This window comes from Salibacterium qingdaonense (assembly GCF_900114715.1).
Taxonomy (GTDB): domain Bacteria; phylum Bacillota; class Bacilli; order Bacillales; family Marinococcaceae; genus Salibacterium; species Salibacterium qingdaonense.
In genome coordinates this window covers 1-13,966 of record NZ_FOTY01000004.1, presented here as the reverse complement: position 1 = coordinate 13,966, position 13,966 = coordinate 1, and the positions used below count along the sequence as shown (strand labels likewise).

The window sequence follows — 13,966 nt, the reverse complement described above, 5'->3', positions numbered from 1 at the left end:
GATTTTCCCTCCGTGTTGTGTGAAACGATCCGTTTATTTTTTTTCTTCAATTTTTACAAGGGCAAACTGCTTTCTGCTTTCCACAAACAGACTTCGAAGCTGCATAAAACTGTGATGATGAGACGGCCTGCCTACAATAAAAGAAAGCCTTCCACCGACGTTGGAAGGCATCCTTCTCATATCGGCCGCAGCGGCGGTGAAAACATCCGGATCCCCTCCTGGAACCCGGCATCTGTTCATCCACGACAGAACGGATAACAGTGCTGCTGTCTGTTCTATCATGACAGGTTGGGCGGCCGCTGAATCCCGCTTGGCATAACACGTTTCGAGAACGTTCAGACGCTCCTCCCACTCCTCGAACAATGTCGGAACAAAAGTCAGAGGATTGTTCCACGGAGCCTCGTCAATACAGCCGTTTTCCCATAAAATTTCTTCTCTGAACGGAGCTCCTTTTTCGTGAAGAAAAGATGCATCTACAGTGTATTGATGATAAAAGGGTGGTACAGCAAGACGGGTGGGAATCATCAGTTTATCATGCATGCTGTATCTCCCCTCGTTTCATCCGTTTCTGCCCTTCCCGGCATAAATGCAGGAGCGGACAAGACGTGCACTGCGGGTCTCTCGCGCGGCAGTGGTATCTGCCGAAAAAGATGAGCCGGTGATGCGTATCAGCCCATTCCTCCTCGGGAACTTTTTTCATCAGTGTTTCTTCCACTTCCCGGACATTATCCTTCCAGCGGCAGATACCAAGACGCTTTGATACTCTCTCCACATGAGTGTCTACTGCGATAGCAGGTGTTTTAAATGCGACAGACGCCACAACATTGGCTGTCTTTCTGCCGACGCCTGCCAGGCTCATCAATTCCTCTCTCGAACGGGGAACTTCCCCTCCAAACTGCTCAAGGAGCGAGGCGGATAATTTTTTTATATTTTTTGCTTTGTTCCGGTAAAGCCCGATGGAACGTATGTCCTGTTCCAGCTCCTCTTGGGATGCGTCCAGATAATCCTGCGGCTCTTTATATTTTTTAAAAAGTTCCGGTGTTACCTTATTCACCAGTGCATCGGTACACTGCGCCGACAGTACAACGGCAATCAGCAGTTCAAAAGCATTGGAATGATGCAGCTCACATTCGGCTTCCGGGTACATTTCTTTGATGGTTTCCAGAACTTCGTGTATCTGTTTTTTTGTCAGCATCGTTCATCCGCCCTTTTATGGTTCATCCAGCCAGTTTATATTTGGATAATGAGGAAGCTTTTCTTTAGAAGCTGTTCCCGTAGAGGAAGTCGATTTACGGAATCGTTCACTGTGGGATTTTGCTTCCTGCTTCGTTCGAATACCATTTTTGTACCATTCAAATAAAATCCGGTCAATATACCGCAGATTCAGTTTTCCCGACAATACCGATTCATGGAGAGCCGCTTTAATCAGCTCGGCACTGTATTTATCCTGATCCATCCACACATTTATCGTTTCAAATTCCATTGGGGAAAGAGGTCTGGCAAATTCCTCTTCAAACAGCTGGTAGATCCCGCCTTCTTCATCCGCTTCGGTCCGGTTCTCCTCAGCCGGGCGGTATAAAGCTTCGACAATACGGCGGAATAACGGATCGAGTGAAAACGTTTCATACATGACCTGACTGTCATCTTCGTTTTTATGCATATCCAGGAACCCGTTGTTTATCAGGGTCCGCAGTAGACTGGAACATTCGTCATTTGTGAGCGCCATCCGTTCAGACAACTCGGCCGGTGTCGGAAAGGGGTGATGTTCCTCAATAAACCGGTGAATATGGAGCAGCATCATCATTTCTTTTTCGTCGAGACCGATCTCGGCATAGTAATCAAAAAGAAGGTTGGAAACCGTGGTGCTTCCGTACTTCAATAAATGAAGCGCTTCGTCCTGATTCATTTCTCCTCCCCCTTTCAGCCGCGTTCTTTAAGGCTTCAACTACTCTTTTTCCAGTCAAAGAAAAACCCCCTCACCGGGGGCCGAGCGCAATAAAAAGCCTGTCTTATACGGCGGTCTTTTTTTCTATGAAAGCCTTTATTCTGTCCAGGGCCTGTTCCAACAGGTCAAGAGACGTCGCATAGGAAAGGCGGATATTATCCGGAGAACCAAAGCCGCTTCCCGGTACAACCGCCACTTTTTCTTCCTCAAGCAGGGCTTCGACCCATTCATCCACTGTTTCATAACCGGCTTTTCCGGCAGCTTCTTTCACGTTTGGAAACAGGTAAAACGCTCCCTCGGGCTTCACACATGAAACACCCGGTATATTTATCAGTTTATCATATACGACATTCAATCTCTCTTCAAATGCCTGTCGCATCGTCTCCACAGACCCGTCATCTTCGGTGTAGGCGGCAAGCGCACCGAACTGCGAAGCGGAAGCGGGGTTAGAAGTCGAATGACTGGCAAGATTGGTCATCGCTTTTATAAGCTCTCTGCTGCCTGCGGCATATCCAATCCGCCATCCTGTCATCGAGTGGGATTTGGAGACCCCGTTGACGAGCACCGTCTGTTCCTTCAGTTCCGGTGAAAGCTGCGCCAGCGAAACATGCGATGCATCCCCGTAAATCAATTTTTCATAGATTTCATCGGAAACAATAACCAGATCATGTTTCAGAGCGGTCTCCCCCAGCTCTTTCAGTTCTTCTTTCGTATACATGCTTCCTGTCGGGTTTCCGGGCGAGTTAATAATAACAGCTTTTGTCAAAGAAGAGACGTGGTCTTCCAGCTGGTCTGCAGTAATCTTGAAATGGTTATCTTCAGACCCTTTAACAAACACCGGGTTCCCTCCGGCCAGTTTTACCTGTTCCGGATAACTCACCCAGTAGGGAGCCGGGATAATGACCTCGTCTCCTTCATCCAGAAGAGCTTGAAACAACGTATATAGAATGTGTTTCGCTCCGTTGCCTATGATAATTTCCTCTTCCTTGTATGTCAGCTGCTGGTCCTTTTCAAATTTATCGGCGACGGCCTGCTTCAATTCAGGCATACCGCCGGACGGTGTGTATTTTGTATACCCATCCCTCATGGATGCAGCCGCAGCTTCTATTATGTACGACGGCGTGTTAAAATCAGGTTCCCCGGCACCAAGTCCTATAACATCATGTCCCCCGGCTTTCAACTGTTTGGCTTTTGCTGTGATAGCCAGTGTGGAAGACGGACTGAGCGCCGAAACTCTTTTAGATAGTTCCATATTCTTTATTCCTCCTCGTTACGTTACAAAACAGGTTATCGTAAGTGTAATAAAAACCTTGTCCAAATTCAAGCCGTGTCTGCACGGTGCAGCGTAGTTACCGGTTTTTGAGTTTTTCTTTCCATTATGGTATTTTTACCCCTGTTTCTGGATGCTGTATCGTTTGATATAATCCCCGTTTTCCATCGACAAATAGTAGTAATAAAGGGTATCGTCGTCTTCAAACGTCACTTCATACAGCGGAGTGCCATTTTCCAGGCCCGGCTTTATACTGCGGACATTCTGTATGTTAAAGCGATCAAGAACGATGTCTTCTGCTTCAGCGGATGATATGCTTTCTTCTGCAGGCAGACGCACAGCTATACTGCCCTGCTTTAGAAAGAACCATTCCTCGGAACCGTCCGATAACCCGGCATACACGCTGTGTACTGTTTCATTTCCATGGTAGTAGAAGGATTCCTGCACCGATTCGACATTTTCTTCAGCGAGCACAATCTTCTCTGCTTCGTCCAGCGTTTCCGCCAGCGAAGAACGTACGATTGTATACCCAAGATAAAAGAGACCTGCCGTCAGTATAAGTGCTAATCCTGTGAGAAGAAGCCGGCGCTTCATAAAGGACTTCCTTTCTGTCCTGTCATTTTATCATTATCTCTGCTCCAGTTTTTCATGCCAGTACCGGGCATTGTATAACACCCGCTCCTCGTCGATTGTTATCAGTTCTCTGTCTTTCATGAGCCGTTTCCCATCAACAAATACATCCGTAACATCCTGGCCGGAAGCGGCATACACCACATGAGATGCCATGCGATTATCCGGCTGCAGGTGGGGCTGATCTCCGTCCAGCATAATAAAATCGGCAGGTCCTCCAGGCTGAAGCAGTCCATCTTTGTCAACGCCGAGGAGTTTTGCCCCATTGAAAGATGCCATCCGGAAAATGTCTTCTGCCCTGACTGCTCCAGGATCCATTTGAACTCCTTTTTGTAAAAGAGCGGCCATTCTCATTTCCTGGAACATATCCAGATTATTATTGGAGGCGGAGCTGTCTGTTCCAAGAGTGACGGGGATACCGGCTTCAAGAAAACGTCCGACCGGAGCCGTACCGGAGCCTAATTTGGCATTGCTCATCGGGTTGTGGGAAATAACGGCGCCTTTCTTTTTTAAAAGGGTCGTCTCTTCTTCGGACACGTGAACGGCATGAGTCAGTACTGCCTGCTGCTCGTAGAAGCCGAGCTCGTCCAGATGAACAGCCGGTGTACGGCCGTACCTCTCTTTGTAATCCTGCACTTCTCCAGCTGTTTCTGCTGCATGTGTGCCGATCATCAGATTATTTTCCCGGGCGGCAGCTGTGATTTGTGTCATGAATTCAGGAGGGCATGTATAAGGAGCATGGGGAAAAAGCATGCCTTTTATTCTGCCTTGCCCTTCCTCATTCCAGGAAAGCGCAAGTTCCACCGCTTCGTTCAGTTTCGCCGGCCACGCCGCCCGGTCTCCGAATCCAATCATGCCTCTGCTCAATACGGCCTTCATGCCACTGTCGTGCGTACGTTCAAAGACAAGATCCATATGAAGATGGTACATATCCAGAAAAGCAACTGTCCCTGAACGAATCATTTCCGCCAGGGCAAGATCTGTGCCGGCCTGTACCATACTCCGGTTTAGTTTGGCCTCGCGGGGCCATATTTCTTTTTCAAGCCAATGTTTAAGGGGGACATCATCGGCTGTTCCCCTTAACAGCGTCATGGGGGTATGCATATGTGTATTATACATACCCGGCAGCACCCATCTGCCTCTCCCCTCTATGCGTGGAATGGAGTATGGTTTGTCATTTGGCACCGGCATAGCTTCCAGTTCCGTGATGATTCCATCTCTGACTTCCATATAACAATTTTTCTTTACGGATTCCCTGTTTCCATCAGGAAGCAGATGAATATGTTCAATGATGAAGTGCTGCAACAAACACCCCTCCTGTTAATCATAAAAAAATGAAGCTATGTCATCCAACAGACGATCGACGGGTTGATGGGCAGCCGGCAGTTCCGGAATAGATTCCAGAAAAGTTTTTCCGTAATCGGCTGTCATCATTCTTTCATCGAGCACAACAACAATTCCTCTATCTTCTCTATGCCTGATCAGTCTGCCAAAGCCCTGTTTAAAACGCAGTACAGCCTGGGGAAGGGATACGTTTTTGAAGGGGGATAAGCCATTCTTTTCTGCCGCTTCCATTCTCGCTTGTGTCATTGGTTCATCCGGTGGCGGAAATGGAAGTCTTGCAATGATCAGACAACTCAGATCCTCACCCGGCAGGTCGATACCTTCCCAGAAAGAATTCGTTCCGAGCAGTACAGCCTGCTCCTGCTGCTTAAACATTTTCATCAGACGTGAACGACTGCCGCTCTTCACGCCTTGAGCGATAAAAGAAAACTGATTGTCCTCATCCCACTGCTTCAGCTGATCGTATGTCCGCCGCAGCATATCAAATGATGTAAAAAGAACCAGCATTTTTCCTTCGGTAATATGCGCGGTATGAAAAATAAATTCCGCCATTTCCCTGATAAACGACCTTTTTTTCACAGAAGGCATGTTTTGAGGCACGAGCAGTTTTGCCTGCTCATGGACTGGAAAGGGACTGAAAAGCTGCATGGTATCGGGAACAAAGTCATCCAGTCCCCATTTTGTGATGACGTGGGAAAAGGAACCTTTCAACGTAAGAGAAGCAGAGGTCATAATGACACTGTCTTTCTTTGCAAATAACTGATCGGCCAAAAGATCCGACACATCCACCGGTCTCCGGTAGAGGTAGGCAGCATTAGCTGCTCCCTTTTTCTCCACTTCCATCCAGTACACATGATTGGAATCTTCTATCATAAACAAAGAATGAAGATAATCAAACAGTGAAGCCGCCTCCTCAAGAGCCGAAGAAAAGTCCTGAAGAAGCCCGTTTTCGGGTGAATCCGGGTGGATCCGGGAGGCAAAATCGGCACTGAACGTCTCCAGCTCTTCTGCTTCTTCTGAAAAAACAGCAAGAGCCCGCTCCAGTGCCTCCTGTATTCCAAACCACGAAGGATGATGCATGTGCTCCGGAAAATACCGAAGCGACAGCCGTCCCACATCCGTATGCTCGGGCTCGGCCTGTTGAAGACAAAATTCATGTACCATCCGGAACAGTTCGTCTATTTCATACTTTAATAACGTGAAATAATCCTGACGTTTTTGAAACCAAGACATGGAGTACGCCCACGCTTTATCCTGCTCAAGCACAAAAAGGCGTTGAAACAGACCCGTGTCTTCCAGAACACCGAGCCGGTTCAGAGCCTGATTTACATGAAAATAACTGATTTCTACGCCTAAATGCCGGGAAGCCAATTCATCCAGGTGATGAGCTTCATCGATAACAACATGTTGATGGGATGGAAGCAGCCCTCTTTCGTTTTTCATGTCTGTAAAGAGCAGCGCGTGGTTGGTGATCACAATATCAGCCTGCTCAGCCTGCTTAACGGCACGTGGATAGTAATCGAGTGCTTCCCATGAAGGAAAATGTCCCCGTTTATCCAAGTCATCTGTGCACACTTTTTCCCAAAACACATTCCCTGTGCCTCCCGGAATATTAATCTCTTCCACATCGCCGGTATCTGTTTCAAGAATCCAGACCAGTATCTGCGCGATGGTAAGGATTTCCTCATAAGAGCCGGTTGTCGTACCGATTGCCTGGCGAAACCGGCGGAGTGAGAGATAGTGGCTTTTTCCTTTTAAAAGAATCATCGAAAAGGAAAACGGAATGGTTTGTCTAAGCAGGGGCAGTTCTTTTTGCATCAGTTGTTCCTGCAGGGCGATGGTGTTCGTGGAAACAAGCACGCACTGCCTGGTCCGTTTACTGAAATAAAGAGCCGGCACGAGATAAGCCAGCGTTTTTCCGATACCAGGCCCTGCTTCGACCAAAAGATGGCGGCGTTCATTGAGCACACGACCCACTTTATCCGCCATAGCGGCCTGACCTTCTCGATACTCAAAGGTTTCCCTGTCAGCTGCATCGAGTGCTCCTTCCGGAGAAAAAAATGAGTCTTCTTCTCCATCGCGGCCTTCGATGTTACCACGGTTCGTGGTGTCCTCTACCGGCCTTTTAAAAACAATCCCTTTATATTCCATCCACAGCGCGTCGGAGTGAATAACGGTATGCTGTTTTAGTTCAGGCTCTCTCATTAGAGATGATACATCACTTTCAAGATGCGGAGCGAGCGAATGAAGCCACTTTCTTGTCGTTTCCGGAAGACCACCCAGTTTATTCAGCAGCTGAAGCAGTAAAGCAGCAGTCACCCACGCATCGCTGTCGGCCTGGTGGGGGCGACTGTGGGTGATACCCAGCCACTTGGTCAGTCTGGACAGCTGATATCCCGGAGCAGACGGAAAAAGAATGCGGGAAAGTTCCACTGTATCCAGCGCACTCCCCTGAAAAGGCGGGAACCCTGCCTGCTGTAATTCACTATTAATAAATTGAAGATCAAAGGGAACATTATGAGCAACAAAATAAGAGTCTTCGAGCCATTCCCGCAGCATTGGAGCTATTTCGGCAAACTCCGGAGCTGTTTTCACGTCTTCGGAAGAAATACCGGTCAACTGCTGGATAAAGAGAGGAATAGAAGAATGCGGCTGGATAAACGAAGACCATACCTTCTCTATTCGGCCGTCTTCAATAAGAGCCGCTCCTATCTGAATAATTTTATCCCCATTTTTAGGAGCGTTGCCTGTCGTTTCCGTATCAATAACAACATATTTTTTCGTCATAGGTTTCACCCCGGCCGTTTCGTGTCTACGGGTATCATCAGTATATCATATTCGAGCTTCAGTCAATATCAGCACTATAAATTTTCTCTATTGTTCCGTCTTTTTGTTTAATAAGAAGAACACCGTCATCTGTGATACCTTCGGCGTATCCTTCCACCGTTTTAAACCGGCTCACAGCCCGGACATGGTTCCCGATTGTATCGGCAAGTTCTTCCCAGCGTCTGCGCACTGCCCCAAACCCGCCAGTCAGATACGTCCCGTACCAATACTCCAGACTTCTCAGGACAGAAGCAGTAATATCGGCACGGTGAAACGCAGTCCCGTTATTCTCAAGGGCCAGAGATGTCGCCTTAGACTGAAGTTCAGGCGGAAAATGATCTTTGTCGTGATTAATATTCAATCCTATACCAATGATCACAGCTTGAACACGGTCCGGATCCGACTGCATCTCGGTCAAAATACCGGCTGTTTTTTTCTCGTTTAGTAAAATGTCATTCGGCCATTTGATGCGGGGCTGCAGTCCGGACGCATTGGCAATGCCTTCTGTTACAGCGACTGCTGCCAGGAGTGTCAGCTGCGGGGCATTCTGCGGCCGTATATCGGGACGCAGTATAATACTGAACCAAAGCCCCGTTCCAGAAGCAGAAACCCAGGGTCTGTCCAGTCTCCCTCTTCCCTGAAGCTGCTTATCGGCGGCAACTACTGTTCCTTCCGGTTCATTTTTCCCCGCCAGTTTGTGTGCTTCCTCCTGGGTGGAAGTCACTTCCTCTTTATATACCAACTTCTGCCCGAATGTTTTTGTATGGAGCCGTGATTTGATTTCATCAGCACTTATCAAGTTGGGGATATGGGTCAAACGGTACCCTTTCCGGGGCACCGCTTCAATTTCGTAGCCGGCCTTCCTTAATTCCTCCATATGTTTCCATACAGCGGTGCGTGAGATGCCAAGCAGCCGGCTGATTTCCTGACCGGAAACATAGACATCCGCTGTATCTTCAAGCACCTGCAGCAGCTTATCTCTCATGTGACAGTTTCTCCTTTACAAGGGATAGTAATTCGTCCCGTTTGTTGGCAGTACGTCCGTACAGCACTTCTTCTTCCAGATAATCCAGAAGATAACCTATCCACCTTCCCGGCAGACAGGGATGCTGCCTGACTATGTCCCTCCCGTCCACTTGCAGGTCATCCCTGGACACAATCGGGAGGGATTGGGCAAGATTCAAGATATGTTCCAGCCTTTTGTTGTCTTGAACACCTGTCAACCATTGACTGACCGTTTCAATCTGGATGGCAGTCCTCCATCCGTTTTGGTAAACCATCTCCGTGTCCCAGTTCACCCCGCCCGGATTGGCAGTACACATCTTTATGATGTAATGAATACGGGATCGGATCCTTTTTTTTATCGGCCAACTGTTTACGAAACAACATGCTTGTTCGCTGTACAGCAGGAAGAAAAATACCGCCCATTTTTCTTCGATCGTTGAAAAATCCTCCAGTTCCGGGGATTTCTGATTCGTTAAGATGTATTCCGGTTTGATGGAATCTGGAAAATCGCTTATCACCCCGGAAGCAAGCAGCAGCTCTAAAGCTCTGGAGCATGCCTTCCCTTCGAGTATTTTTTCAATTTCCCGTTGAATGCGTTCTTTCGCTGTATCCTGAAGACCGATTCCATCAGCGCATACCGCCTGCCAGGTTGATTCTTCCAGGCTGAAGTTAAATTCAGAAACAAATCGAAAAGCACGCAGTTTCCGAAGCGGGTCCTCTTTCATACGCTGCAGCGGAGACGAAACAGAACGGATCAGCCGCCTGTTTATATCGCTCTGGCCGCCGTATGGGTCAATAAGGTTCCCGCTTATCTCCACGGTCATCGCATTCATCGTAAAATCCCGATGCTCAAGGTTCATCTGCAGCGACTCTTTATCCGGGTGGAACGTCGTTATTTCAAACACGTATCCATGCCGGGGAACAATAAATACAGGAAAAGATGAAGAAGGCTGTACAGCATGTGGAAACAAAGACCAAACGATGTCAGGGGCTCCTTCCAGTACAATATCAATATCCTCGATTTCACGCGAAAGTATCGTATCTCGTACAGCTCCTCCTATGACATACCCTTTAACCTTGTTTTTTTCCAAGAACTCAAGAGTTTCCAGAGCCGCACTCCAGGCTGAACCTTTCCTGTTCATATCGCATCCACCTTCAGTTCTCCTGCACTATCCTGGAAGATCCGCTCTCTTCATATAACGTTTCATACTGCCGGACGATGCTTTCTGACCCAAATACTTCAGCTGCCCTTTGTTTGCTGTTTCTGGACATCATTTCATGCAGCGAAGGGTCTTCCAGCAGTTCTGCTCCTGCAGCTCCAGCTTCCTCCGGCTCCCCAACCGGTGTGATAAACCCTGTTTTCCTGTCAGCAATAACTTCCGGTATACCACCTGCGTCAGTGCCGACCACCGGTACTCCGCACGCCATTGCTTCCAGAGCGGCAAGTCCAAAGCTTTCCTTTTCAGAAAGAAGCAGCATAACATCCGAGATATTCAGAAAATCCGCAATCTGTTTTTGACTGCCAAGAAACATTACCCGGTCTGCAATGCCAAGGGCTTCAGCTGTCTGGCAGGCTGCCTGTTTCTCCGGACCATCCCCGATCATCAGTAATACAGACGACACACGGGAATGCATGGCAGCAAAAGCTTTTACAACATCCACCGTCCGTTTGACCGGCCGAAAGTTGGATATATGAATAACTACCCGGTCCTCCGTTTTAATACCGTAGGAAAGCCGGAGATCCTCCGGAGGGTTTTCATCACTGTACACCCGCTCATCTATGAAATTATAGATTGTTTCAATTGGTTTTGAGGTCTGCAGCATGTGTTTTGTTTCCTGCACGAGAGAGTGTGACACCGCCGTCACCTTATCGGATTTATTAATCGCATACCGGATGATGTCTTTTAACGATGGATCGTGTCCAAGTACCGTGATATCGGTGCCGTGCAGCGTGGTTACGACCTGGATATCATCATCAATCATATCTTTTGCCAAGAGCGCACAAACAGCATGAGGCACGGCATAATGAACATGCAGAATATCCAGCCCTTCTCTTTTTACAACTTCGGCCATCTTGCTCGCCAGTGTCAGGGAATAAGGCGGGTATTGAAACACCTCGTATTGATTCACTTCCACTTCATGATAATATATGTTGGAATTTGTTTGATTCAGGCGGAACGGCAGGCTCGTTGAAATGAAATGAACTTCGTGTCCTTTTTCAGCCAGCAATTTTCCAAGCTCTGTCGCCACGACTCCCGAACCGCCGACGGTCGGGTAACATGTTATGCCAATTTTAAACGCCATAGTGTTCTCCTTTACGGAATGAAAGATAAAACGAGCGGCGAAGCAGTTTTGAAACCTTCAGCATAATCCGTTCCGGCCTGTTTTCCGAAAACCGCGTCTCTTGCCCGCACACTCTCGACATAGCCTTCCGTTAATGGAGTAGATACACTGCCTGAAGTTTTTTGAAACTGGCTTTGAAAGCAGGAAAGAGCTTTTTCTTTGTGCTGCTGCCACGCCGCTGCGTCAACGTAAAAGTCGGGAAGCCCGATTCCGTTGATAAAATAGTAATAAAAAGCCGCTGTCTTATGTGGAGGGCCGGCCACTTCAGGATATTTACGAATCCCGGCATCAAACAATGCTTCTTTCACCACAACGCTGCATGCCGAATGATCAGGGTGACGGTCTTCATAGTACGGAGCAAACACAACATGAGGTTTTACCTCCCGGATGGTCTCAATCAGGGTATTGTACTGTTCATGTGTTTTCGTGATTGCTCTATCGGGAAAGTCAAGCTGATACCGTCCGGAGACCTTAAGAACAGCGGCAGAGTCTTCAGCTTCCTGCTGTCTCATTTCCACCGTTCCATTGGAGGATAATTCTCCTTTCGTTAAAGAGCATACATACACTATATCGCCTTTTGCAGCATGATTCGCTGCTGCTGCTCCCATACCAATTTCCACATCGTCCGGATGAGCGCCGATACAAAGAAGTCTTTTTTTATTCATAACCTGCGTCCTCTCTAGGCGGTTGGACATTTCGAAAATCAAGCATACCATGATCCAGGCCTTTCACAAGTACTTCAGCTGTCGCCATATTGGTCGCAAGCGGTATGGTATGCACATCACAAAGCCGGAGAAGTGCTGTTATGTCTGGTTCGTGCGGCTGAGCCGTCAATGGATCCCGGAGAAACAGGATCAGGTCCATATTGTTCTCGGCAATGAGCGCTCCAATCTGCTGATCTCCGCCAAGAGGGCCAGACAAATGCTTATGAACATAAAGGCCGGTTTCTGCTTCAATACGGGACCCCGTTGTACCGGTGGCATGCAGATGGTGGTTCCGCAGAACCGGTTCATACGCCTGCACAAACCGGATCATGTCTTCTTTCTTTTTATCATGCGCAATTAAAGCAATATTCAACGGAAGGCACCTCTATTCCATTAGATTTTCGAGACCGTAGACGAGTGTTTTTACCTGCAGGACACTCTCCACTGCCAGTTTAACACCAGGCATAAAAGACTGCCGGTTGTAGGAATCATGGCGTATCTTAAGAGACTGACCGGCCCCTCCGAAAAGCACTTCCTGATGCGCAACAAGTCCCGGAAGACGCACACTGTGTATCCGCATACCATCTGTTTCAGCTCCGCGCGCGCCGGTCTGCTCCTCTTTTTCATCCGGATGTCCCTGTCGTTTTGGTGTGCGGACTTCATTAATCATGTCCGCTGTTTTGGAAGCTGTACCGGATGGGGCATCCAGTTTATTGTCATGATGCATTTCAATAATCTCCACATCAGAGAAATAACGGGCAGCCATCTGGGAGAGTTTCATCATTAAGATAGCTCCGACAGCAAAATTCGGGGCAATCACAGCTCCCATTTCTTTTTCTTCGGATTTTTGTCTCAGCCGTTGTATGTCTTCATTGCTGAAACCGGTCGTACCGACAACCGGCCGCACGTAATAATCAAGTGCCAGTTCCAAGTGTTTCTTTCCAGCTTCCGGTGTCGTCAAATCAATAAGAACATCGGCCTCTGTTTCTTCCAGGCACGTCTGCATATCGTCATAAATAAGAGCAGTCTCCTCCGGCATACCGGCAAGGTCGCGCAATTTTTTTCCTGCATTTCTGGAGTCTACAGCAGCCGCCAGTTCAAATTCTTCGGTCTCATGAACGAGGTGCACAGCTTCTTTCCCCATTTTCCCACGTGGTCCGGCAATAATAATGCTTGTCATGTTATTTCTCTCCTTCTTCTTTCATTGTCCATCGGTCGGCATCTCTCGTCCGGAATTTGTCCATGACCAGGTCAAACGCTTCGTCCAGATCGATATGTAAAGAGTTGGCAAAACAAATGAGGACAAATAGGATGTCTCCCATTTCCTGCTCAAGCGGCTTGTCCTGCTCTGATTCTTTCTTTGGCTTTTCTCCGTAATAATGGTTAATTTCTCTTGCCAGTTCTCCTGTTTCTTCTGATAAGCGGGCCATCATGGCAAGCGGGCTGAAATACCCTTCTTTATACTGTCCGATATGTTTTTCGACTTCCTGCTGCATATCCTGCATTCGTTTTGAATCCATGGTCCATCCCTCACCTTCCCTTTTATCGTATCGAATTCCTATTCGTTTGACAATCACCGGGCACCTTGTGTCTGCGTCAAGTTTTTCTCGGTAAGCCTGAAAGACGGCAGTTTCCGGCCCTCTCTTATTGTACACCGTGAATCTCCTACCGCGCTCCGCTTGGTGGCCTCGCCGGAAGGTCTGCTTTCTGGCGAAAACAGACCTTCCAGCGAGGGTTAGGAAAGGCTCTTTACCATATGGCCCATCGCTGTGGAATGGGCGGCATGCAGCGGTATGACACCGGCTGTCGTCCCGTTGGATGCCCGGGCCGGGTCCCGGAGAATATCGGTCATCCGTACCATGCGGGCCCATTGACGCTGCTGCCTTACCGAGCGCGGTT

At 48.2% G+C, this 13,966-nt stretch carries 14 protein-coding genes; all 14 read right to left on the bottom strand.

Features of this window, described 5'->3' with window-relative positions; translation table 11 throughout:
• Nucleotides 1-33: 33 nt before the first annotated feature.
• Nucleotides 34-540: a YpoC family protein gene (locus BM058_RS04815; protein WP_090925900.1), complete on the bottom strand. Its 507-nt coding sequence runs from the start codon at nt 538-540 to the stop codon at nt 34-36.
• Nucleotides 533-1,195, bottom strand: a complete 663-nt coding sequence (gene nth, locus BM058_RS04810) for an endonuclease III (protein WP_090925899.1) — start codon at nt 1,193-1,195, stop codon at nt 533-535. Before nth ends, BM058_RS04815 begins: the two co-directional genes overlap by 8 nt.
• 15 nt (nt 1,196-1,210) lie before the next feature.
• Complete coding sequence (locus tag BM058_RS04805) at nt 1,211-1,906, bottom strand: DnaD domain-containing protein (RefSeq protein WP_090925898.1); 696 nt, start codon at nt 1,904-1,906, stop codon at nt 1,211-1,213.
• 103 nt (nt 1,907-2,009) lie between these two features.
• Nucleotides 2,010-3,197, bottom strand: a complete 1,188-nt coding sequence (locus tag BM058_RS04800) for a pyridoxal phosphate-dependent aminotransferase (protein WP_090925897.1) — start codon at nt 3,195-3,197, stop codon at nt 2,010-2,012.
• A 135-nt stretch (nt 3,198-3,332) separates the two neighbouring features.
• Nucleotides 3,333-3,809 carry a PepSY domain-containing protein gene (locus BM058_RS04795; protein WP_090925896.1) on the bottom strand — a complete coding sequence of 159 codons (477 nt, stop codon included), beginning with the start codon at nt 3,807-3,809 and terminating at the stop codon, nt 3,333-3,335.
• Between the two features lie 33 nt (nt 3,810-3,842).
• Entirely contained in the window at nt 3,843-5,150 is a 1,308-nt protein-coding gene (locus BM058_RS04790; RefSeq protein WP_090925895.1) for an amidohydrolase, read from the bottom strand.
• A gap of 15 nt (nt 5,151-5,165) precedes the next feature.
• On the bottom strand, nt 5,166-7,976 hold the full coding sequence (dinG, locus tag BM058_RS04785) for an ATP-dependent DNA helicase DinG (RefSeq protein WP_090925894.1): 2,811 nt from the start codon (nt 7,974-7,976) through the stop codon (nt 5,166-5,168).
• 58 nt (nt 7,977-8,034) lie between these two features.
• The gene (locus BM058_RS04780) at nt 8,035-9,000 is read right to left on the bottom strand and encodes a biotin--[acetyl-CoA-carboxylase] ligase (RefSeq protein ID WP_090925893.1); all 966 of its coding nucleotides are present in this window, start codon (nt 8,998-9,000) and stop codon (nt 8,035-8,037) included.
• Nucleotides 8,990-10,162: a hypothetical protein gene (locus BM058_RS04775; RefSeq protein ID WP_090925892.1), complete on the bottom strand. Its 1,173-nt coding sequence runs from the start codon at nt 10,160-10,162 to the stop codon at nt 8,990-8,992. Before BM058_RS04775 ends, BM058_RS04780 begins: the two co-directional genes overlap by 11 nt.
• 13 nt (nt 10,163-10,175) lie before the next feature.
• Nucleotides 10,176-11,324, bottom strand: coding sequence for an N-acetyl-alpha-D-glucosaminyl L-malate synthase BshA (gene bshA / locus BM058_RS04770; protein WP_090925891.1), 1,149 nt, complete (start codon nt 11,322-11,324; stop codon nt 10,176-10,178).
• A gap of 11 nt (nt 11,325-11,335) precedes the next feature.
• Nucleotides 11,336-12,028, bottom strand: coding sequence for a bacillithiol biosynthesis deacetylase BshB1 (bshB1, locus tag BM058_RS04765; RefSeq protein ID WP_090925890.1), 693 nt, complete (start codon nt 12,026-12,028; stop codon nt 11,336-11,338).
• Nucleotides 12,021-12,440 carry a methylglyoxal synthase gene (gene mgsA / locus BM058_RS04760; RefSeq protein ID WP_090925889.1) on the bottom strand — a complete coding sequence of 140 codons (420 nt, stop codon included), beginning with the start codon at nt 12,438-12,440 and terminating at the stop codon, nt 12,021-12,023. The genes bshB1 and mgsA overlap by 8 nt, the downstream gene beginning before the upstream one ends.
• 12 nt (nt 12,441-12,452) lie before the next feature.
• A complete protein-coding gene (gene dapB / locus BM058_RS04755) occupies nt 12,453-13,247 on the bottom strand; it encodes a 4-hydroxy-tetrahydrodipicolinate reductase (protein WP_090925888.1) in 795 nt (264 codons plus the stop codon).
• Between the two features lies 1 nt (nt 13,248).
• Entirely contained in the window at nt 13,249-13,587 is a 339-nt protein-coding gene (locus BM058_RS04750; RefSeq protein ID WP_090926094.1) for a nucleotide pyrophosphohydrolase, read from the bottom strand.
• Nucleotides 13,588-13,966 lie beyond the last annotated feature (379 nt).